The organism is Solimonas fluminis (genome assembly GCF_002930645.1).
Lineage (GTDB): Bacteria > Pseudomonadota > Gammaproteobacteria > Nevskiales > Nevskiaceae > Solimonas_A > Solimonas_A fluminis.
The window spans coordinates 60,102-80,198 of the sequence record NZ_PSNW01000004.1; the positions used below are offsets into that span (position 1 = coordinate 60,102).

Consider the following 20,097-nt stretch of genomic DNA (forward strand, 5'->3'; position numbering starts at 1 on the left):
CGGCCTGGGATGCCGCAAGAGGCGTGCCCGGGCGCCCGGCGGGCGCAGGAGACGCCCGGGGCAGGCTTCAGTGCTTGGCCGGACCGGTACGGGTGGGCGTCACGCGCGCCGGCGGGTCGGAGGCCGGGAAGCTGTCGTCCAGCGCGTCGTCGAGTTCATCGACGCGACCACCGGTCTCCAGCGCTTCCTTCTGCGTGCGCTTGGGCTTGGGCTGAGGAGCGTTCGGCTTGGCGTGCTTCTCGCTCAGCTCGCTGTTGGAGTCCAGGCGGCGTTCCAGCTCGATCTTGCGCGCGCCGGGGCCGAGGTTCTGTTGCTGGGCCATGGGTCTCATCCTTGAGTTGCGACAGGGTCGCCGCCCTATTCCGACCCCGTGTCGCCGGTCGAGTTTCATGGCCCCGGGATTGCACAATCCGGCGGGCGGCCAGCGCCGCCATGCAAACTGCGGCGGCCTAGGCCGCCACCGCTTCCTCCAGCTCCGCCAGCCCGTTCTCGATGTGGTCCAGCAGGCGCTGCAGGCTGGGCAGCGTGCGGCGGCAGCCGATCAGTCCGAAGTCCACGAAGTCGTGGCGGCTGATCACGGTGATGTTGAAGGCGAACCCGTCGATGATCAGCGAGGCCGGGTACATGCCGTCGAGCTTGCAGCCCTGCCAGTACATGTCCTGGCGCGGGCCGGGGACATGCGAGATGACGAGATTGGCCGGCACCCGTCCGGGCGCCAGGCCGGGCGCCAGGCCGGCGAGCATGCTCAGTGCGCCGGGCACCAGCTGCGCCACGGCATAGGCCTGCAGTTCGGCGGGGCTGAGCTGCTTGAAGCGGGCCTTGCTGTAGTCCATGCAGGCCTTGATCGACTGCAGGCGCTCGAGCGGGTCGGCCAGATGCGTGGCCAGATTGACCATGGCGAAGGCGATCTCGTTGCCGGAGTCGCCGTCGTCGCGGCGGATCGACACCGGCACCACCGCGACCAGCGGCTGGTCCGGCAAGGCGTTCAGCTCCAGCAGGTAGCTGCGCAGCGCGGCGGCGCAGACCGCCAGCACCACGTCGTTGACGGTGCCGCCGACCGCGGCCGCCACGTTGCGGAAGCGCGGCGTGGCGTAGGACTGCGCGGCAAAGCGCCGCGAGGCGGTGATCGGCTGGTTGAGCAGGCAGCGCGGGGCCTGCGTGCTGGTGACCACGTCGGGGTTGCCATGGCGGCGGTCCTGCCAGGTCTGCTTGAGGTGATTGAAGACGTTGGGCACGGCGGACAGGCCGCTGCGGCTCAGGCCCGACAGCACGCCCAGCGGGCTGGTGGCGGCACCGGAGATCGGCATGGCCGCCTCGCGCCGGCGCGGCGCCATTTCCCAGGTCGGCGGCATGCGCGCCGACTCCTCCGGGCTCTCGGACATGGACTTCATGATCAGGCGCATGGCCGCCACGCCATCCACCACCGAGTGGTGGATCTTGAAGAACACCGCGATGCGGCCGTCCTCCAGCCCCTCGATCAGGTACATGCGCCACAGCGGATAGGCCCGGTCCAGGTGCTGGGAATGCACGCGTGAGCACATCGCCAGCAGCTCGCGGATGCGGCCCGGCTTGGGCAGGGCCAGGTGTACGAGATGCTGGTTGATGTCGAAGGTGCTGTCGGTCTCCCAGAAGCTGAGGCCGAAGCGGCTCTGCGGCCGCAGGTTGAAGGGCCGGGAGGCCTGCACCGACTGCAGCAGCCGCGCCGCCAGCTGCGCCGCGAAGTCCGGCGGGGCGTCCTCCGGCGGCTTCAGCATCATCAGGCCGCCGACATGCAGGGGCATGTGGCGGCGCTCCATCAGCAGGAAGGCGGTATCGGTCGGGGACAGGCGCTGCACGGTTTCTCCTCCCGCGGTTGTTTTGGCGAAGCCCTCGCAAGGGCCGGGCCAAGAATGCACGTCATCTGCGCATCCTGTCGTGACGAATAAATAACCGACCGTTCATCAGGGGGGGATGGCTCTCGCGGAGAGCCGCCGGACGCCCGCCGGCTCAGCGGCGTGCCAGGAACACGTCCTCGATGATCTGGCGCACGCGCTCGGTGGCCGCCAGGTCCACACCCAGCTTCTCGGCGCTCTCCAGGGCCGCCGTCAGGTCCTTGCGGCCCAGGGCGCCGAAGGGCGCGAAGGCCTTGGCCAAGGCTTCCGGCCCCATGGCGGCGACCTTGTCGCGGTTGCCGATGAAGGCTTCCATCTGCGGCGTGACCACGCCATTGGAGCGCCCCACCTCGATCAGCATCTCCAGCGTCAGCCCGCCCGCCCTGGCCAGGCGCGAGGCTTCGTCGATGGCGGTGAAGGCGGCGTAGGTCATGATGTTGTTGCAGAGCTTGAGTGCCGTGCCGGCACCGACATCACCGGCATGCACCTGCTTGGCCGAGGACGTGGCGAACACCGGCTGGCAGCGCGCGAAGGCTTCCGCCGAAGCTCCGACCATGTAGCACAGCGTGGCCGCCTCGGCGCCGCTGGCGCCGCCGGTGATCGGCGCATCCACCAGGTGGATCCCGCGCATCTGCGCATGCCGGGCCCAGCGCAGCATGGCTTCGTGGGTCACGGTGCTGTGTACGGCAACGAGGGTGCCGGCCGGCGCCTCCAGCAGGCCGCGGCCGCTGCCGGCGCTGCCGTAGAGCAGTTGCTCCACGTCCGGAGTATCGCGAACGCAGATGCCGATATGGCTGCACTCGCGCACCAGGTCCGCCGGCGTATGCGCTCGCTGGGCGCCGAGCTTCACCAGCTCGGCCACCGGCCCCACCTCCACATCGTGGACCCAGACCGGCCGGCCCAGCTTCAGCAGGTGCCTGGCAATCGGCTTGCCGATGTTGCCGAGGCCGACGAATCCAACGCCGTCACTCATGGAGAGGAGTTCTCCAGCAGCTTGGGCGTGGGCATCTGCGGCCTCACTTCCATGAACTCCACGGCTACCCCGGCGGGCAACTCGAAACAACCGGCGATGGCCTCGCCGACCACGTCGGCGGTGGTCATGCCGTCGAACTTCGGCCCCTTCTCCAGCCAGGCGCCCATGGCTTCCGGCAGGGCGGCGGGATCGAAGTTGGCGATGCTGCCGGTGGCCACGGCGCCCGGGCTGAAGACCGTCACCAGGATGCCGTCCTTCTTCACTTCCTCGCGCAGTTCCTCGCTGAACTTGTCCATGGCGGCCTTGGAGGCCGAGTACAGCGCCAGATGGGCGAACTCGTTGCCGTGGCGCACGGTGGCGGAGGAGATGTTGACGATGCGCCCACCGCCGGCCGCGCGCAGGCGGGGAATGGCCAGCTGGCAGGAGAACACCGTGGCGAGGAAGTTCACGTCGACCATCTTGCGCACTTCCGCCTCGGGCATCAGCTCGATGCGGCGCGCGAACTGGAAGCCGGCGTTGTTGATGACGCCGTCGATGCGGCCCCACCTGGCGATGACCGCATCGAGTGCCTTCTCCATGCCCGCCTTGTCGCAGACATCGACGGCGGCAGTGAAGACCTGGGCGGCCGGCAGCTGGGCGGCGGCCTCCTTGAGGCCCGCCTCGCCGCGCGCCAGCAGCGCCACCCTGGCACCACGCGACGCCAGCACCTGGGCGGTGGCGAAGCCGATGCCCTTGGAGGCTCCGGTGATGACGATCACCTGACCCTGAACCTTGGATTGCATTGTTGTTTTCTCCCCTGTCACCAAAGTTAACCGTTCGCATCGGCCTTGTCGAAATGCGATTCCCGCCGCCGGCGGGCCTCCTCCCGCGCCTCGACCCTTCGATCCGATCGGGGCCGGGCGCGAATGGACCGCGAGGCCGGCTTGTCTCAGGCCCGCATCAGCGAGCCGCCGTCCACGTTGAGGATCACGCCGGTAACCCAGCTGGCGTCGTCCGACAGCAGGTAGGCCAGGGCCTTGGCCAGGTCCTCCGGCGTGCCGAGCCGGCCCAGGGGCATCTGCGCCACCATGCCCTGCAGGTACTCCTCCGGCACCTTGGCGCGCAGCGCCGCGGTGTCGGTGGGACCGGGGGCGATGCCGTTGACGCGGATGCCTCGCGGGCCCAGCTCGCGGGCCAGCACGCAGGTGATGCCGTTGATGGCCAGCTTGGTGAAGGAGTAGTAGTCGTAGTGCATCCAGGCCGCGGTGGAGGACTGGTTGACGATGACGCCGCCCTTGGGCATGTGCGGAGCCACCGCGCGGGTCATGACCACGGCACCGAGCATGTTCACGGAGATGACCTTGTTGAGGTACGCCAGGTCCACCGTCATCAGCGGGTTGAAGTCCAGGTTGCCGAACATCGCGGCGTTGTTGACCAGGTAGTGGATCTCGCCCCAGCGCTGCGCCACGTCCTTGACCAGCGCAGCGGCGGAAGCCTCGCTGGAGACGTCCACCGAGGCGAAGAGGGCCGTGCCGCCGGCCTTGGCGATCTCGTCCACCACGCGCTGGCCCTGGACGGCGTTGATGTCGGCCACCACGACCCTGCAGCCGAGAGCGGCGAGATGCTTCGCGTAGCCCTCGCCGATGCCCTGGCCGGCGCCGGTGATGATGGCGACCTTGTTCTTGAAAGTGCTCATGCTTGATCCCTCAGTGAAAGCCAATCCTTGCAGCGGCCGTCCGTACTGGGCTTGTCGAAGTGGGAACGGCCGCAGGTAACGGACCGTTCACCCTTCGACAGGCTCGCCTGGAGGCCCCTGCTTCCGGCAGGGCGAACGGTCTTCCGGGTGTGGGCAACTCAACTCCCTCCCTGGTCCGCCGGCAGGTGCACCACCAGCCCCTGCATCTCCTCCGTCACCGTGATCTGGCAACCGAGGCGGCTGTTGGCCTTGCGGTGCGTGACCGACTCCAGCGTGCCCAGTTCGCCGGCCGCGGCCTCGGGAATCCTGCCTTGCCACTCCGGCGGGATGTAGCAGTGGCAGGTGGAGCAGGAGCAGATGCCGCCGCACATGCCGATGACGCCGGGCACCATGTTCAGCGTGGCACCCTCCATCAGGTTCATGTGGGCGTCCACGTCCACCTTGTGCTCGGTGCCGTTGTGCTCGATGTAGGTGACTGCAACCATGTTCGTCTCTCGTGGAAATCAGGCGGGAATCGCGACGGTCTTGGTCTCGAGGTATTCCTCGAAGCCCTGCACGCCCATCTCGCGGCCGATGCCGCTCTGCTTGTAGCCGCCGAAGGGCGAATCCGGGGCGAAGAAGTTGGCGCCGTTGATGTTCAGGGTGCCGGTGCGGATCTGGCGCGCCAGGCGCAGCGCGCGCTGCGGGTCGGCGGAGTAGATCGAGCCCGACAGGCCGTAGATGGAATCGTTGGCGATGCGCGCGGCGTCGGCGTCGTCCTTGTACGGGATCGCGACCAGCACGGGGCCGAAGATCTCCTCCTGGGCGATGCGCATGTCGTTGGTGACATCCGCGAACAGCGTAGGCTCCACGAAGAAGCCCTGATCCAGGCCCGCCGGCTTGCCGCCGCCGCAGACCAGGCGCGCGCCCTCGCGCTTGCCGGTCTCGATGTAGTCCAGCACGCGCTGCTGCTGCCGGGCGCTGATCAGCGGCCCCATGATCTGCTGCTCGCGGAACTGGTCGCCCGGCTGCACGTAGCCGAACATCGCCTTCAGCGTCTGCACGCCTTCCTCGTAGCGCGACTCCGGTAGCAGGATGCGGGTGGTGATCGCACAGCCCTGGCCGGCGTGGTAGCAGACCGCCAGGCCCGACAGCAGCGCGGTGCTGAAATCGGCGTCGTCGAGGATGATGTTGGCGGACTTGCCGCCCAGTTCCAGGAAGACACGCTTGAGGGTGCCGGCGGCGCTGGCCATGATGCGCCGGCCAGTCTGCGTGGAGCCGGTGAAGGAGACGATGTCCACGCGCGGATCGGCCACCAGCTTCTCGCCGATGGCGGCAGGATCGGAGGAGGTCAGCACGTTGAAGACGCCCGGCGGGATGTCGGTCTTCTCCGCCACCACCTTGCCGATGATCGTCGCCGTCCAGGGCGTGTCGGGCGGGGACTTCAGCACCACGGTGCAGCCGGCGGCCAGGGCGGGAGCGACCTTGGCCATGTTGATCTGGAAGGGGAAGTTCCAGGGCGAGATCGCGGCCACGACGCCGCCCGCTTCCTTCCACACCAGGCGCTTGCTCGGCACGCCCATGGTGTTGGTGACCGGCAGTTCCTGCTCCCAGTCGTAGCGGTCGATGAGGTCGATGACGTAGTCGAGGATGCCGATGGGCCCGTCGCCCTGCGGGCCGTTCGCGGTGATGGCCATCGGCGCTCCGACCTCGGCCACCGCCTGGGCGCGCAGCGACTCGGCTTCGGCGCGCAGGCCATCGCGCAGCTGCGCGAGGCATTTGCGGCGCCGCTCGCGGTTGGTGGACCAGTCGGTGGTGTCGAAGGCACGGCGCGCGGCGGCGATGGCCAGCTCCGCGTCGTCCAGTCCGGCGTCGGCGACGTGGCCGATCACCTCGCCGGTGGCGGGATTGAGGTTGGCATAGCGCTTGCCGCTCCTGGCCTCCACCAGCCTGCCGTCGATCAAGAGGCGCGGTTCGCCGATGCCGGCGTCGTTTGCGGAACTACCCATGTGCGGTCTCCAAGGCCGGCCGGGGCCGGAACAAGTAAAGGCGGGCCAGCAGCAGCGTGAACAGCAGCAGCCACAGGCCGTTGTAGGCGTAGACCTGGCCCAGCTTCGCGCCGCTCTCGGGCCAGCTCAGCGTCGCCTGGGTCAGGTAGAAGAACATCGCGTAGGCCATCATCCCGGACATGAAGGTGGCCAGGGATCGATAGCGTGCGCCGTCCTGGCGGCGGCGCAGGAACACCGCCAGCGACAGCAGGTAGAACCAGCCGAAGAACCAGGTATCGAGCTCGTTGAGCAGGCGCAGCCACAGCGGCGCCTCCGCGTAGATCGGCTCCACCTGCGCGTAGCCCAGCCAGGCGCGGCCCACGGCGCTCCTGGAACACTCGCCCTGCGGGCCCTGCGCCAGCCCTTCCCAGCCGCAGCCGAGCAGGAACAGCGGCATGTAGACCAGCGCCGTGAAGGCGGCAAAGGCGAACAGCCCGATCAGCACACGGTCCAGCACACGCGACATGGGCCCTGTCTCCTCCGGTTCGCGGGCCGGTCGTGGCCGGGCCGCATAAACATTGCTGTCGAAATGTTTATGCAGACTATCGGAGGGTTCCCGGGCCGCCAATACGCCGAATGGGCGATACCCGCCGAACGGTGTTTTCCCCAATATCGCGCCATCGCATGAAAAGCCCGGGAGAACGGCATGGCGAAGTGGGAATGCACGATTTGCGGCATGGTGTACGACGAAGAGAAGGGCGACCCGGACCACGGCATCGCGCCCGGCACGCGCTTCGAGGACATCCCGGACGACTGGACCTGCCCGGATTGCGGCGCGACGAAGGACACCTTCGAGAAGATCGGCTAGCGAAAGCTGTCGCTCCCCGCTCCCGTCGGGAGAGGGGCTGGCGAGGGCATGGATGCCCGAGGTAGGGCAACGCAGGAGCAGTTGCCGAATGTGAGGGGCGCTGCCCGGCGGAGCAGATGTGCTCATTGATCGTGAGCCCTTCATCCGGCGCCAACGCGCCACCTTGTCCCGGAGGGAGAAGGGCAAAAGCGGGAGGAGAACATGAGCGAGAAGACGGGCGGCACAGGCCGCCGCGGTTTCCTGAAGCAGCTCGGCATGGCCGCCGCCGGCGCGGCGGCCTTCGGTGCCGAAGCCGCCGCGCCCAAGCCGCGCAGGGATGTGCGCCGCTGGGACGCGACCACGGACCTGCTGGTGATGGGCTCCGGCGCCGGCGGCATCTCCGCGGCCCTGGAGGCGCGCCGCAGCGGCATCCAGGCGATGGTGCTGGAGAAGTTCCATGTCCCGGGCGGCTCTTCCAGCCTCTCGGGCGGGGTCTGCTACCTGGGCGGCGGCACGGCCCTGCAGAAGGCGCTGGGCTTCACCGATACCGTGGAGGACATGTACCGCTACATGATGGCGGCCAGCGGCCTCTACGCCGACGAAAAGAAGATCCAGCTCTACTGCGAGGGCAGCGTCGCGCACTTCGACTGGCTGGTGGCCAACGGCGTCCACTATGCCCGGAAGTTCTCCGAGGAGAAGGAGATCTCGATCCCCGACGGCTCGCTGTACTACTGCGGCAGCGAGCTGGTGCACCCCTACCGCGAGCAGGCCCGCCCCGCGCCGCGCGGCCATGTGCCGCCCTCGCCGCATCTGATCGGCGGCCGCGACCTGATGAAGGCGCTGACCCGGGCGGCGCTGGATGCCGGCGCGCAGCTCAGGCTGCGCTGTTCCGCCGAGCGCCTGATCCTGGAGAGCGACGGCAGCGTCGCCGGCGTCAGCGCCACCGACGAGAACGGCAGGAGCATCCACATCCGCGCGACGCGCGGCGTGGTGCTGGCGGCCGGCGGCTTCATCCACAACCGCCCGATGCTGGAACGGTTCGCGCCCGAACTGGCGCGCTGCTCCGTGCCCTGGGGCCGCGCCGGCGACCTGGGCCAGGGCATCCTGATGGGGATGGCGGTGGGCGGCGCGGTACAGCGCATGCACCATGGCTTCGTGATCCTGCCGATGTATCCGCCGGAGACGATCCTCAACGGCATCCTGGTCAACTCGCGCGGCCAGCGCTTCGTGCCCGAGGACGGCTACTACGGCCTGGTGGGCCATGAGATCGCCTTCAAGCTCGACGACGGGCAGGCGTACATGATCGTCGACAAGCCTCATGCCTTCGCCTGGAAGGACTTCCGCTTCAACGTGGCGGCGGAAGGCGCGACCATCGCCGAACTGGAGGGCAGGCTGAAGCTGCCCGAGGGCTCGCTGCAGCAGACCGTGGAGTACTACAACCGCCATGCGAAGGACCGGCGCGATCCGCTGCTGCACAAGGCGGAAAAGTACCTCGCACCCCTGAAGCAGGCGCCGTTCGTGGCCTATGACGTGGGCCTGAAGAATACCTTCATGCCGGTGCACACCTTCGGCGGCCTGCAGACCAACACCGACGCCCAGGTGATCAATGCCTGGGGCGACCCCATCCCGGGCCTCTACGCCAGCGGCCGGACCTCCGCCGGCCTGCCGGTGGCACCCTACATCGGCAGCGGCGTGTCGATCGGCGACGGCACGTTCTTCGGCCGCCGCGCCGGCCGCCATGCCGCCGGGAGGAAAGCATGAAGCACGCGATCGTTGCCTCCGCCCTGCTGGCGCTGTCGCTGGGCGCCGCCGCCGAGACGCCGAAGGGTGACGCCGAACGCGGTCGCCTGGCCTTCGGCCAGTGCCGCACCTGCCACTACCCCGAGAAGACCTATGGCGACCACAACGGCCCGAACCTCTACGGCATCTTCGGCCGCAAGGCCGGCTCGGTGGCGAGCTATGCCTACTACTCGGAGGAGATGAAGAAGGCCGGCTTCGACTGGACGCCGGAGCTTCTGGACTTCTGGCTGGCGAACATGGGCAAGTTCCTGCCCGGCAGCACGATGGTGGTATTCCAGACCACGCCGCAGCAGCGTGCCGACATCATCGAGTACCTGAAGCAGTTCAAGGATTAGGCCTTCTCCAGGTCGCGCAAGGAATCGTCGCGCCGGCCAAGGCCGGCATGACGCATTTGGATTTGACCTCAACTTGACTTGAGGTCTTAGGATCGCCGTCACGTAACCACTACGGAGGATGGCGGCGATGGACGAGAAATTCCGGCTGGGACTGATCTACGGCAGCACGCGGCCGGGGCGGCTCTGCGACACGGTGGCGAACTGGGCGATGGCCCAGGTCCGCCGGCACCCGGCATTCGAGATCGAGGTGATCGACCCGGCACGGCTGCGGCGCGACGCCGATGGCCGCCTGGACGAGACCGACGTGGGACCGCGCATCGCGCTGGCCGACGCCTTCCTCGTGGTGACGCCCGAGTACAACCACGGCTATCCGGCGCCCCTGAAGGAACTGCTCGACGCCAGCTACGAACCCTGGCAGGCCAAGCCGGTGGCCTTCGTGTCCTACGGCGGCGCTTCCGGCGGACTGCGCGCGGTGGAGCAGTTGCGCCAGGTGTTCGTGGAACTGGATGCCGTGACGCTGCGCGAGACGCTCAGCTTCACGGAAATTTGGGAGCAGTTCAGCGCCGCTGGCGATCTGCGGTCACCGGAACGGGCGGTCCGCCGCATGGACAAGCTGCTGGCGCGGCTGCAGTGGTGGGCGGGAAGCTTGCGGGATGCACGGAACCGCCGACCGCTGCAGCAGGCGGCGTAGGAAAACCCGGCCGCAGATATCCACAGGACCTGTGGACAACGCTGTGGACGGTTGGCGCCAGCCCCGCCAGATGCGGGTTTTTTCCGTGTATGAATAAAAAATGACCGTTGCGCGAACCCCGGGGAGGGCCTGCTAGAATCCGGCGCGCCTCCCTGGCTCCCGACCATTCCCCATGTCCCCGAATCCGAACAAGCCGCTGTCCCCCCTGCCCTCCCTGATCTTCTCCTCGCGCTGGCTGCAGCTGCCGCTGTACCTGGGCCTGATCATCGCGCAGGGCGTCTACGTCATCCTGTTCTGCAAGGAACTCTGGCACCTGACCCACGGTGCGCTGGAACTCAACGAACAGCAGGTCATGCTGATCGTGCTGGCGCTGATCGACGTGGTGATGATCTCCAACCTGCTGGTGATGGTGATCGTCGGGGGCTACGAGACCTTCGTCTCGCGCCTGCACCTGCAGGGCCATCCGGACCAGCCGGAATGGCTGAGCCACGTCAATGCCTCCGTGCTGAAGGTGAAGCTGGCGATGGCCATCATCGGCATCTCCTCGATCCACCTGCTGAAGACCTTCATCGAGGCCGGCTCGCTGGGCGCCTTGCCGCCCTGTGCCACCGCCGCGGCCGGCGTGCGCTGCACGACCGTGACGGAAGCCGGCGTGATGTGGCAGACCATCATCCACATGGCCTTCATCGCCTCGGCCATCGGCATCGCCTGGACGGACCGCCTGATGGCGGGTGCTCATGCCAAGCCGGGCAGTGCGGCGCATTGAAGCAGCGAACCGCGTGGCGGGGTCCCGCGAGGTGGGGTCCTAGCGTCTCGTGAGCCTGCGGATGAAACTCGCCAGGCTTGCGCTCTGAAGACGCCGTCAGAAAGAAAGGCCGGGAGAGATTCCGGCCTTTCTTGTTTCCGTTCCCACGAACCGTTCGGAGATGCAAAACAAAAGGCCGGGATTTCCCCGGCCTTTTGTTTGGGTCACGGTTGGCGACCCTCGGTTGGTTACTCGCAGACCCGCTGCGCCAGGATCCCCAGCGCTCCAGCGCCGGGTGTGATGGCTTATCGCGGACTGACTCAATGTCAGTCCGCGACCGGCCCGTCACATCCACGCTACGCGCTGCTTTACTGCTTGGCCTCTTTTTCCAGCATGCTCGCCATGCCCGGCTTCGGTGCCGACGGCGCGGCGGCCGCAGGACGCGGGGGCATGCGCGGCATGCCGACGAAGCCGATGGCGAACTGCTCCTCCATGGTCTTCACCTGGTCCTCGGTGTAGCCCATGCCGGCGAGGATTTCCTTGGTGTGCTCGCCCACCAGCAGCGGACGGCCCTGGATCACGCCCGGGGTGTCGGACAGGCTCACCAGCAGGCCGATCTGGTCGAGCTTGCCGACCACCGGATGCGGGTAGGACACCACCCACTGGTTCTTCTGGAAGTCGGCGTTGTCGTGGATGCCGCGCGAGAACTCGGCGTCCACCACTTCCACCGGCACGCCGGCCTTGTCGAGCTTGCCGAACCAGCTGGCGGCGGTGTCCGTCGCCAGCACGTCGCCGATGATCTTCGCCAGCGCGGCGTCGTTCTGGACGCGCGCCTCGAAGCTGGCGAAGCGGGGGTCGGTGAGCAGCTCGGGCTTGCCGATGACCGCGAACAGCTCGTCCCAGTGCGACTGCTCCACCAGCACGAAGCACAGCCAGCCGTCCTTCGTGTTGTACAGGCGGTGGCCGGCGGAATAGCCGACCTGGTCGCCGCCGATGCGCGGGCGGTCGAAGCCCTTGCCCTCCGGCGTGGCGACGGCGTAGCTGGTGTTGAGCAGCGCGGCGTTGATGATCGAGGTATCGACGAACTGGCCTTCCCCGGTGCGGTCGCGGTGATAGAGGGCGTTGACGATGGCCACGGCCGACAGGAAGCCGTTGCCCGTGTCGCCGAAGCTGGTGAAGCTCCACAGCGGGCGGCCGACTTCGCCGTTGTAGCCCGGGCGGCCCATGCCGCCGTCCTCGAACTGGATGCCGGACAGGCAGGCGCCGGTCTGGTCGTTGCCGGGCAGGCCGGCGCGGGCGCCGCGCTCGAAACCGCGGGTATGGCAGTAGATCAGGCTCGGGTTGATCTGCTTGAGGGACTCGTAGTCGATCTTCAGGCGCTCGGCGGCGTCGTAGCGCATGTTGTGCTGCACGACGTCGGCCTGCTTGACCAGGTCCAGCAGGATCTTCATCGCACGCGGATCCTTCAGGTTCAGCGTGATCGACTTCTTGCCGCGGTTGGCCATGTAGGCAATGTGCACGCGGTGCCAGAACAGGTCGAACAGGCCGTTGACCTTGATCACGGTGGCGCCGAGGTCGCTGAGCAGCTGCGTGCCGAAGGGACCGGCGATGGCCAGGCCCAGGTCGAGCACGGTGATGCCTTCCAGCGGGGCCTTGAGCTTCCTGCCATTGGCGGCGGCGGTGGCGGCCTTGGCCTCGGCGATGATCTTCGCCGCCTCGGCCTTGACCTCGGCCGTATGGGCGCCCGGCTCGACCGGGGCGGCGCCGGGCTTGCCCTGGGTCTTGCTCATGTTGAAGGCGTTGCCGACGGTGCGGATCGTGCCCAGCTCGGGGTCGCGGGTTTCGGTGACGCAGCCGTCCTCGAGGAAGGCGGGGTCGGCCAGCGATTCCTCGATGCTGCGCACCGGCTGCATCGTCATCTCGGCAGTGGCGGCGGCATCCACCCAGTCCTTGACCGGGAACTTGGCGACGGCCTCGGCCAGCAGCGGCTGGTAGTGCGACATCACCAGGATTTCCTCGGGGCCGGTGCCGAAGCGATCCGGGTCGTTCTGGACGGTGAGGTCAGGGGTGGCGTTGAGCGTGTCGCCCTGCGCGGACTGCAGGATGAAGCGCGGGTTCGGCACCCAGTTGTGCAGCCACTTGCCGTCCTTGGCCTGGAAGTGGCCCTTGGGCGATCGGCTGCCGAGGATCCAGGTATCGAACCCCGGGGCGTCGATCTTCTCGGCGCGCTGCCAGACACCGGCGGCGCCGGCGAAGGCGCCCTGCAGCAGGGAGGTCTCCACCCACTGGCCCTTGCCGGTGACCTCGCGGGCGCGCAGCGCGGCGGCGATGCCCAGGCTTGCATTGAAGAAGGCGCCCAGGCTCGGCCAGTGCGAGGCCACGAACAGCGGGCCCTCGCGGGCGGCGCCCTGCACCCAGTCCTGCGGGATCTCGAGATCCGGATACGGATCGGGCAGGCCGTTCATGTGGTTGAGCGCGCCTTCCGCCCAGCCGCGCTGCTCGTGCATGAGGCCCGTGCGGGCCTGCACCAGCGCGTCGTAGGCGGGGCGGTTGCTCAGCGCGTTGCCGCGGCCGTAGCCGGTGATGGAGCAGTACACCAGGCGCGGGTTCAGCGCGCTGAGGGTCTTGTAGTCGATGCCGAGCTTGTCGGTGGTGCCCGGCGAGAAGGATTCCACCAGCACGTCGGCGGCCTGCGCCAGCGCCAGGAAGGCCTTCTTGTCCTCGGCATTCTTCAGATCGAGGATCGCGCTGCGCTTGCCGCGCTGCCAGACCTTGTAGCCGAGCTGGTTGCGGAAGGGATCGCCGCCGGGAGGTTCGATCTTGGTGACCTCGGCGCCGTTGTCCGCCAGCAGCATCGTCGCCATCGGGCCGGCGATACCCCAGGTCAGGTCCAGCACTTTCAGTTTCTCGAGAACTCCAGCCATGTCCGCTCCTCGTCTATCTCAAATCGGGTTGTTGCCTGTGAAACCTTGAAACGCAAAACGGGCGGGACGCCGTGGCCGGCGCCCCGCCCTCTCATCGCCTAGCCCAGGCCGAAGGTCTTGAGCGCGTTGCCGGAAGTGATCTTGATGCGGTCGGCTTCCGGAATGCCGGCTTCCTTGAACTGGCTGACGACCTGCTTGCGCGAATTCGGCCAGCAGGTGGCCGGATGCGGGAAGTCGGTGGACCAGTACAGGCAGTCCGGGCCGAAGTACTTGTAGCACTCGGTCAGGCCGCGCGGCTCGTACATGAAGGTGGCGCCGCACTGCTGGCGGAAGGTCTCGCTGGGCGGACGCTTCACGCCGGGGAAGGTGTAGTGCTGGTGCATGCGCGGATCGAGCAGCGACTCGAAGAACCACGGCAGCCAGCCCAGGCCCGGCTCCACGAACAGCACCTTCAGCTTGGGGTACTTCTCCAACGTGCCGGTGAGTATCCACATGCAGATGGTTTCCGCCAGCGGCGCCCAGGCCAGGCCGGTGAAGATGCCCTTCTGCGGGGTCGGGTCGCGGCGGAAGGTGTCCCAGAGGTTCTTGTGCAGGTCCAGGTGGTTGAGGATCGTCAGCCCCGATTCCTCGATCAGCGACCACAGCGGCGCATAGCGCTTGTCGTAGAAGTCCGGCAGGCCGAGGTCCGACGGGAACGGCGTCAGCTGCACGCAGCGCGCCTTCTTGTCGCGCGCCAGGCGCTCGACTTCCTTGATCGCGAAGTCGATGTCGTAGAGCGGCAGCTGGTAAGCCGTCATCAGCCGCACGGGGTCGTGCGAGGCGAAGTCGGCCATGGCGTTGTTGTAGCCCTGGAACACTTCCTTCCAGTCGTTGCCCATCAGGAAGGGGTTGGCGATCTTGGCGCCGGCCAGCTCGGGGAAGATGACCTCGGCGTAGACGCCGTCCAGGTCCATGGCCTTGAGCTTGGCGGCCGGCTCGAAGTGGCCCGGATCCTTGGCGGCTTCCGGATCGACGAAATCTTCCAGTTCCAGCTGCGGCTGGCCGCCGCGCAGCACCTTGGCCGCGTACTCCTCGGCCTTCTTGTTGGCGTCGTCCCAGACGGCGTGCAGTTCCTTGCGCAGGCGCGCCTTGACCCAGTCGTCCGTGAAATGGACGTGCGAGTCGACCGATACCAGCTTTTCCGTTGCTAACTCACCCATGTTCCGCTCCTCCAGCTTTCATGGGCCGGCGGGGCGCCAGCCTGTACGGCCCCAGCTTAGGCAGGGGGTCCGGAATCGCCCATAGCAAAATCTGACAACCTTGAAGCGCCGCGCAAAAACCTTGCGAATCAATGGTTACCGGGCCAGCCGGGCTTTTTGTTGAGTCGAACTTACCGTTGCCCGGCGAGGGGCACCTGACACATTTGAGGTAGAGCCCGGGGAGCCCCCGGAGACCACTGCCTCCAGGGAACGGCATGCGGCGGAGGCCGGGCTTCTAGGCCTGCTGCGCTGTCGCCCGGTACTGGCTGGGGCTCATGCCGGCCCAGGTCTTCAGGGCACGGGACAGGCCGTTGGGCTCTGAGAAGCCGGCGCGCAGGGAGACCTCGCCCACCGGCAGGCCCTCGCGCAGCAGGCGCGCCGCCTCCTCGCGGCGCACCTCTTCCTTGAGCATGCGGTAGCTGGTGAACTGGGTGTCGAGGCGGCGGCGCAGGGTCTGGCTGCTGACATGCCAGGACTCCGCGACCTCCTCGATCGAAGGTAGGGCGCCCTCGGCCTGCAGTTGCCGGCGCAGGCGTTCCTTCAGCAGCGATCGCAGGGAGCGCCGCACCTCGGCGTGCTGCGCCAGGTCGATGCTCTGCGGTTCGATGAAGCGGCGCAGGTCGTCGCGGCTGCGCACGATGGGACGGTCCAGGTAGGACACCGGCAGCACCAGCTGGGCGCTGGGCCGCGAGAAGCGGCTGAGGCCGCTGAAGGCCTCGGCGTATTCCTCCAGCGGGCCGGACACCGGATGCGGGAACTCGACGGCCACCAGCGGGATTTCCTCGCCGACCAGCCAGCCGGCGAAGCGCGACCAGATCAGGAACCACCATTCCACCTGCACGCGGTGGCGGTCCAGCTCGGGGTGGGCGATGTTCATCGCCACCGAGGCGACGTCCGGATGCACGTGCAGGTCGAAGCCGATGTCGGCGGTCACACCCTCGTAGTAGCGGAAGGCGCGCGCCAGGGCCTCGCCCAGCGAGCCGGCGGTGACGGCGCGATCGCACATGCGCACGAAGCTGCCGACCTCGCAGGGGTCCGCGGTGAGGCCGCAGAACTCGTCCATCATCATCAGCTTCACGTTGCGCGAGACGCGGCAGAACGTGGTGGAGTCGAAGCCAGCGGTTTCACGCAGGGCATCCGGCGACAGTGCAACGGCCTGGCCGATCATTTCCTGCGGGTAGCCGTGGGCTTCCGCGCTGTCGATCATCGCGCGGGCGTAACGGCTGAGAAGGCCGGATGTCGCCACTGGTCGCTCCTCGGTTGGCGCCCCCCGGCGCCGCCTGGACCCTATGGACCACGGCTTGCCGGACGGGTTCCAGCAGGCTGCGAAAGCATCCTAGCCACCCTCCCCGCTCCGAAACCTGCCTCGTTCGGGTGAGCCACGAAAAAGCCCGGGTGGAGGTCCACCCGGCCTTTGATTTACTTCAGGAAAGTCAGTGCGCGGCGCTCGTCGCGTCACCCACCGCGGCCGGGGCACGGCCTTGCCCCTTGTAGAACCAGGCGCCCAGCGCCGGCAGCAGGCAGATGGCGCCGAGCATGTTCACCAGGAACATGAAGGCCAGCAGGATGCCCATGTCGGCCTGGAACTTGAGCGCGGAGAACGCCCAGGTGCCGACGCCGATGGCCATGGTGATGGCGGTGAACACGGCAGCCGTGCCGCGCTGGCGCATGGCCTCGTAGAAGGCGCTGCGGAAGTCGCTGCCCTCTTCCAGGTCGTGCTGGATGCGCTCGAACAGGTAGATGCCGTAGTCCACGCCCACGCCCACGCCCAGCGCCACCACCGGCAGCGTCGCCACCTTCAGGCCGATGCCAAGCACCGCCATCAGGGCGTTGCAGAAGATCGACACCATGGTCAGCGGCACGATGATGCAGATCACGGCGGCGAAGGAGCGGAAGGTGACCAGGCAGAGCAGCGCCAGGGCGCCGAAGATGGCAGCCAGCATCGTCACCTCGGCCGATCCCACGGCCTCGTTGGTCGCCGCCATGACGCCGACGTTGCCGGAGGCCAGGCGCAGCTTCACGCCCTTGGTCAGGTTGGCGTCGATGAACTTCTTGATCTCCTCCACGGCATGGGCCACCACGGTGCCGTCATGGTTCTTCATGAAGATCAGCACCTGGATCGCGCGGCAGCTCTCGTTGTTCAGGCCCAGGTTGGGGTCGAAGGCCTTGGAGCCGGTGGACAGGCCGGTCTGGGTGCGCGGCAGCGCGCGGTAGCGCGGGTTGCCCTCGTTGAACGCGGAGATCACCAGCTTGCCGATGCCGGCGACGCTGGTCACGGACTGCACGCCGTCGATGCCGCGCACGTACAGCTCGAAGCGGTCGATCAGGTCCACGACCTCGTAGTGCAGGCAGGAGTCGCCCTCGAAGTCCTTGGCCTCGGCGATCACCGTCAGCACGTCGGTGCCGATGTTGTAGCTGCCGTTGATGGCGCGGTCGTCGTAGTTGTAGCGCGAGTCGTAGCGCAGCTCGGGCACGCCCTTGCCGGAGTCGCCGATCACCATCTTGCGCGAGGCGACGGTGGTCACCGCCAGCAGCACGGCGCAGACCACGAACACCAGCACGGCCGTGCGCGGCTCGGCGCAGCGCGCCAGGGCCTTCCAGACGTTGCCCATCAGCGGCGAGGGTCCGCGCAGCGAGTGCTGGCGGCTGGATTCCTCGAGCTTCACGCGGGTCAGGATGATCGGCAGGATCATCTTGTTGGTGACGATCATCAGCAGCACGCCGAGGCAGGCGGTGATGCCCAGCTCGTGCACGATGGGGATGTCGATGAACATGATCACTGCGAAGCCCAGGGCATTGGTCAGCAGGGCCACGGCGCCGGGGATGAACAGCTTGCAGAAGGCGGCGCGCGAGGCCTCCACGGCGGTGGCGCCGGCCACCACCTCCTGGCGCCAGGCATTGGTCATCTGCACGGCATGCGACACGCCGATCGAGAAGATCAGGAAGGGCACCAGGATCGACATCGGGTCGATGCCGAAGCCGATCAGCGGCAGGGTGCCGATCAGCCACAGCACCGGCAGCAGCGCCACGATCAGCGCCACCACGGTGAGGCGCACCGAGCGCGTGTACCAGTACAGCAAGGCCATCGTGATCAGGAAGGCGACGCCGAAGAAGATGAATACGCCGAGCAGGCCGTAGATCACGTCACCCAGCAGCCGGGCGAAGCCGATGATGTTGACCTCGATGTTCTGGTTCTCGAACTTCTCGCGGATTTCGGTGAGCTTCTGCTGGACCTCCCAGTAGTCCACGCGCTGGCCTTCCTGGCCCTTGCTCGGGTCATAGTCCTGCAGGTCGGCGCGGATCATGGCGCCCTTGAGGTCGTTGGCGACGATCAGGCCGATCTGGCCCGACAACGCCACGTTCTTGCGCACCTGTTCCAGCTCCTCGGGCGTGCCCGAGTACTTGGCCGGCACCACCGGCTCGCCGTTGAAGCCCTGCTCGGTGATCTCGATGTAGTAGGTGCTGGGCGTGAACAGCGACGACACCTTGGTGCGGTTGACGCCGGGGATGTAGAACACCTCGTCCGTGGCGCCCTGCAGGGCATCCATGAACTCCTTGTTGTAGATGTCGCCCTCGCCCTTCCAGCGCAGGTTCACCAGCAGCGTGTTGGCGCCGGAGAAGTCGCGCATGTAGTCCATCATCGTGCGCATGTATTCGTGCTTGATCGGGATCAGCTTGAGGAATCCCGGGTCGAGCTTGACGCGCGTGGCGCTGGCGGCGAACAGCACGGTGACGATGCCGAAGACCACCGCGAGGATCTTGCGGCGGCCGATGAGGATGTCGGCGACGCGGCCGACGAAGCTTTCCATCTTGCTGCTCACGGAGTGTCTCCCTTCGGCTGCGCATTGAGTCCACCCAGTCCGACGCCGCCCTCGCCTGCGAGGACGATGTCGCCGCTGGCCAGCGGCAGCACGGCGGTGAGGGTCTTCTGGTTGACCGGCGACATGCGGGTGAAGCCGATGCCTCCGTCGCGCGAGACGAACACGGCGTTGCTGGCGCCGACCAGGACCACCTCGTTCTGCGCGGTGACCGCGCCCGAGAACAGCGACAGCGCCTCGGGAATCTTGCTCCTGGTCCAGGTCTGGCCGCTGTCGGTGCTGTAGTAGGCGTTGCCGCGCATGCCGTAGACCAGCAGGCCGCGCGAGGGCAGCGACAGCACGCCGAAGAAGGAGCCGGCATAGACGCCCGGATGATCCTTCCAGGTGGCGCCCTGGTCCTTCGACTGCAGCAGCAGGCCGCGCTCGCCCACCAGCCAGAGGCTGCCGTCGGCGGCACGCGTCATGCCGTTGAGGTGGCGATCGCCGATGCCCTCGTCGCCCTTGCCGACGTTGGCGAAGGGATCGGCCCAGGGATCTGCCTCGGCGGGAGCCGCGGCTTCGGCGGGCGCGGCGGCGGCCGGATCGGCGGCCGGGGCGGCGCCTTCCTCGGCCAGGGTCGACTTGGTCCAGGTCTTGCCGCCGTCGGCGGAGCTCAGGAACAGGCCGAAGGAGCCGTAGGCATAGAGCTTGCCGTCGTAGGGACCGGCGATGCCCAGGAGCGGATCGCCCTCGGCGGTGAACTGCACTTCCTTCCAGGTCTGGCCCTGGTCCTCGCTGCGCAGGATCCAGCCGTCATGGCCCACCGCGAGCACGGCGCCGTCGGTGGCCAATGCCTGGGTCAGCGTGGAGCCGCGCGGCTTCTCGACCTTGGCTTCGGTCCAGGCCTTGCCGTCTTCCGAAACCAGGATGCGGCCCAGCTCGCCGACCGCGACCAGGCGCGTGCCGGCACGGACGACGCCGTTGATCTGGATGCGGTCCGCCTGCACCTGCGTCGGCGCGAACGGCGGCGGCGGACGGTGCGAGAACGCGTAGGTCGCGGCGGCGGCCACGGCCACGGCGAACAGCACCGACGGCCATCCCGTGCTGTAGGAACTCCTGACCGGGCTGGATGGCTCCAGCGTCGACGTCATCCGATTCATGACGAACCTCTCCTCATTGTTTCAACCCGGTCTATGCCGGGTGACACACATCAGCCCTGCGCAGGCGGGGCACC

The 20,097-nt window shown here is 67.7% G+C and carries 18 protein-coding genes; 5 read left to right on the forward strand and 13 right to left on the reverse strand.

All coding sequences use genetic code 11. The features are described from left to right. Positions 1–67: 67 nt before the first annotated feature. The 8 genes from C3942_RS08750 to C3942_RS08785 all read right to left on the reverse strand — a co-directional run bounded on the left by C3942_RS08750 (position 68) and on the right by C3942_RS08785 (position 7,012). Complete coding sequence (locus C3942_RS08750) at positions 68–322, reverse strand: hypothetical protein (RefSeq protein ID WP_104230007.1); 255 nt, start codon at positions 320–322, stop codon at positions 68–70. Between the two features lie 127 nt (positions 323–449). Beyond that, positions 450–1,835, reverse strand: a complete 1,386-nt coding sequence (locus C3942_RS08755) for a WS/DGAT/MGAT family O-acyltransferase (protein ID WP_104230008.1) — start codon at positions 1,833–1,835, stop codon at positions 450–452. Positions 1,836–1,986: 151 nt separating this feature from the next. Further along, positions 1,987–2,844 carry an NAD(P)-dependent oxidoreductase gene (locus C3942_RS08760; RefSeq protein WP_104230009.1) on the reverse strand — a complete coding sequence of 286 codons (858 nt, stop codon included), beginning with the start codon at positions 2,842–2,844 and terminating at the stop codon, positions 1,987–1,989. Then, complete coding sequence (locus C3942_RS08765; protein WP_104230010.1) at positions 2,841–3,626, reverse strand: SDR family oxidoreductase; 786 nt, start codon at positions 3,624–3,626, stop codon at positions 2,841–2,843. Before C3942_RS08765 ends, C3942_RS08760 begins: the two co-directional genes overlap by 4 nt. A gap of 146 nt (positions 3,627–3,772) precedes the next feature. Then, positions 3,773–4,519: an SDR family oxidoreductase gene (locus C3942_RS08770; protein ID WP_104230011.1), complete on the reverse strand. Its 747-nt coding sequence runs from the start codon at positions 4,517–4,519 to the stop codon at positions 3,773–3,775. Positions 4,520–4,677: 158 nt separating this feature from the next. Beyond that, the gene (locus tag C3942_RS08775) at positions 4,678–5,004 is read right to left on the reverse strand and encodes a 2Fe-2S iron-sulfur cluster-binding protein (protein ID WP_104230012.1); all 327 of its coding nucleotides are present in this window, start codon (positions 5,002–5,004) and stop codon (positions 4,678–4,680) included. An 18-nt stretch (positions 5,005–5,022) separates the two neighbouring features. Further along, the gene (locus C3942_RS08780) at positions 5,023–6,507 is read right to left on the reverse strand and encodes an aldehyde dehydrogenase family protein (protein WP_104230013.1); all 1,485 of its coding nucleotides are present in this window, start codon (positions 6,505–6,507) and stop codon (positions 5,023–5,025) included. Then, positions 6,500–7,012: a hypothetical protein gene (locus tag C3942_RS08785; protein ID WP_104230014.1), complete on the reverse strand. Its 513-nt coding sequence runs from the start codon at positions 7,010–7,012 to the stop codon at positions 6,500–6,502. The genes C3942_RS08780 and C3942_RS08785 overlap by 8 nt, the downstream gene beginning before the upstream one ends. 180 nt (positions 7,013–7,192) lie before the next feature. Here C3942_RS08785 and C3942_RS08790 point away from each other — a divergent pair, with 180 nt between their 5' ends. The 5 genes from C3942_RS08790 (at position 7,193) to C3942_RS08810 (ending at position 10,925) form a co-directional block, all read left to right on the forward strand. Next, positions 7,193–7,354, forward strand: a complete 162-nt coding sequence (locus tag C3942_RS08790) for a rubredoxin (protein WP_104230015.1) — start codon at positions 7,193–7,195, stop codon at positions 7,352–7,354. 201 nt (positions 7,355–7,555) lie between these two features. After that, positions 7,556–9,094, forward strand: a complete 1,539-nt coding sequence (locus tag C3942_RS08795; protein WP_104230016.1) for an FAD-dependent oxidoreductase — start codon at positions 7,556–7,558, stop codon at positions 9,092–9,094. Beyond that, the gene (locus tag C3942_RS08800) at positions 9,091–9,468 is read left to right on the forward strand and encodes a c-type cytochrome (RefSeq protein ID WP_104230017.1); all 378 of its coding nucleotides are present in this window, start codon (positions 9,091–9,093) and stop codon (positions 9,466–9,468) included. The genes C3942_RS08795 and C3942_RS08800 overlap by 4 nt, the downstream gene beginning before the upstream one ends. A 127-nt stretch (positions 9,469–9,595) precedes the next feature. After that, positions 9,596–10,159 (forward strand): NADPH-dependent FMN reductase, encoded by a 564-nt coding sequence (locus C3942_RS08805; RefSeq protein WP_104230018.1) that lies wholly within the window; start codon positions 9,596–9,598, stop codon positions 10,157–10,159. Between the two features lie 172 nt (positions 10,160–10,331). Continuing rightward, positions 10,332–10,925 carry a TIGR00645 family protein gene (locus tag C3942_RS08810; protein WP_104230019.1) on the forward strand — a complete coding sequence of 198 codons (594 nt, stop codon included), beginning with the start codon at positions 10,332–10,334 and terminating at the stop codon, positions 10,923–10,925. Between the two features lie 347 nt (positions 10,926–11,272). Here C3942_RS08810 and C3942_RS08815 read toward each other — a convergent pair whose 3' ends face one another. The 5 genes from C3942_RS08815 to C3942_RS08835 all read right to left on the reverse strand — a co-directional run bounded on the left by C3942_RS08815 (position 11,273) and on the right by C3942_RS08835 (position 20,023). After that, the gene (locus C3942_RS08815) at positions 11,273–13,828 is read right to left on the reverse strand and encodes a CaiB/BaiF CoA transferase family protein (protein ID WP_104230020.1); all 2,556 of its coding nucleotides are present in this window, start codon (positions 13,826–13,828) and stop codon (positions 11,273–11,275) included. A gap of 98 nt (positions 13,829–13,926) precedes the next feature. Next, complete coding sequence (locus tag C3942_RS08820; RefSeq protein WP_104230021.1) at positions 13,927–15,027, reverse strand: amidohydrolase family protein; 1,101 nt, start codon at positions 15,025–15,027, stop codon at positions 13,927–13,929. A gap of 274 nt (positions 15,028–15,301) precedes the next feature. Continuing rightward, positions 15,302–16,312, reverse strand: coding sequence for an AraC family transcriptional regulator (locus tag C3942_RS08825; protein WP_133164276.1), 1,011 nt, complete (start codon positions 16,310–16,312; stop codon positions 15,302–15,304). Between the two features lie 187 nt (positions 16,313–16,499). Continuing rightward, the gene (locus tag C3942_RS08830; RefSeq protein ID WP_243393555.1) at positions 16,500–18,887 is read right to left on the reverse strand and encodes an efflux RND transporter permease subunit; all 2,388 of its coding nucleotides are present in this window, start codon (positions 18,885–18,887) and stop codon (positions 16,500–16,502) included. Further along, positions 18,884–20,023 (reverse strand): WD40/YVTN/BNR-like repeat-containing protein, encoded by a 1,140-nt coding sequence (locus C3942_RS08835; protein ID WP_133164277.1) that lies wholly within the window; start codon positions 20,021–20,023, stop codon positions 18,884–18,886. The genes C3942_RS08830 and C3942_RS08835 overlap by 4 nt, the downstream gene beginning before the upstream one ends. Positions 20,024–20,097 lie beyond the last annotated feature (74 nt).

Excerpts from the sequence above, each read along its gene's own strand:
- C3942_RS08750 (WP_104230007.1), bottom strand. The coding sequence starts at position 322 with ATGGCCCAGCAACAGAACCTCGGCCCCGGCGCGCGCAAGATCGAGCTG.
- C3942_RS08760 (WP_104230009.1), bottom strand. The coding sequence starts at position 2,844 with ATGAGTGACGGCGTTGGATTCGTCGGCCTCGGCAACATCGGCAAGCCG.
- C3942_RS08765 (WP_104230010.1), bottom strand. The coding sequence starts at position 3,626 with ATGCAATCCAAGGTTCAGGGTCAGGTGATCGTCATCACCGGAGCCTCC.
- C3942_RS08770 (WP_104230011.1), bottom strand. The coding sequence starts at position 4,519 with ATGAGCACTTTCAAGAACAAGGTCGCCATCATCACCGGCGCCGGCCAG.
- C3942_RS08775 (WP_104230012.1), bottom strand. The coding sequence starts at position 5,004 with ATGGTTGCAGTCACCTACATCGAGCACAACGGCACCGAGCACAAGGTG.
- C3942_RS08780 (WP_104230013.1), bottom strand. The coding sequence starts at position 6,507 with ATGGGTAGTTCCGCAAACGACGCCGGCATCGGCGAACCGCGCCTCTTG.
- C3942_RS08785 (WP_104230014.1), bottom strand. The coding sequence starts at position 7,012 with ATGTCGCGTGTGCTGGACCGTGTGCTGATCGGGCTGTTCGCCTTTGCC.
- C3942_RS08790 (WP_104230015.1), top strand. The coding sequence starts at position 7,193 with ATGGCGAAGTGGGAATGCACGATTTGCGGCATGGTGTACGACGAAGAG.
- C3942_RS08795 (WP_104230016.1), top strand. The coding sequence starts at position 7,556 with ATGAGCGAGAAGACGGGCGGCACAGGCCGCCGCGGTTTCCTGAAGCAG.
- C3942_RS08800 (WP_104230017.1), top strand. The coding sequence starts at position 9,091 with ATGAAGCACGCGATCGTTGCCTCCGCCCTGCTGGCGCTGTCGCTGGGC.
- C3942_RS08805 (WP_104230018.1), top strand. The coding sequence starts at position 9,596 with ATGGACGAGAAATTCCGGCTGGGACTGATCTACGGCAGCACGCGGCCG.
- C3942_RS08810 (WP_104230019.1), top strand. The coding sequence starts at position 10,332 with ATGTCCCCGAATCCGAACAAGCCGCTGTCCCCCCTGCCCTCCCTGATC.
- C3942_RS08815 (WP_104230020.1), bottom strand. The coding sequence starts at position 13,828 with ATGGCTGGAGTTCTCGAGAAACTGAAAGTGCTGGACCTGACCTGGGGT.
- C3942_RS08820 (WP_104230021.1), bottom strand. The coding sequence starts at position 15,027 with ATGGGTGAGTTAGCAACGGAAAAGCTGGTATCGGTCGACTCGCACGTC.
- C3942_RS08835 (WP_133164277.1), bottom strand. The coding sequence starts at position 20,023 with ATGAATCGGATGACGTCGACGCTGGAGCCATCCAGCCCGGTCAGGAGT.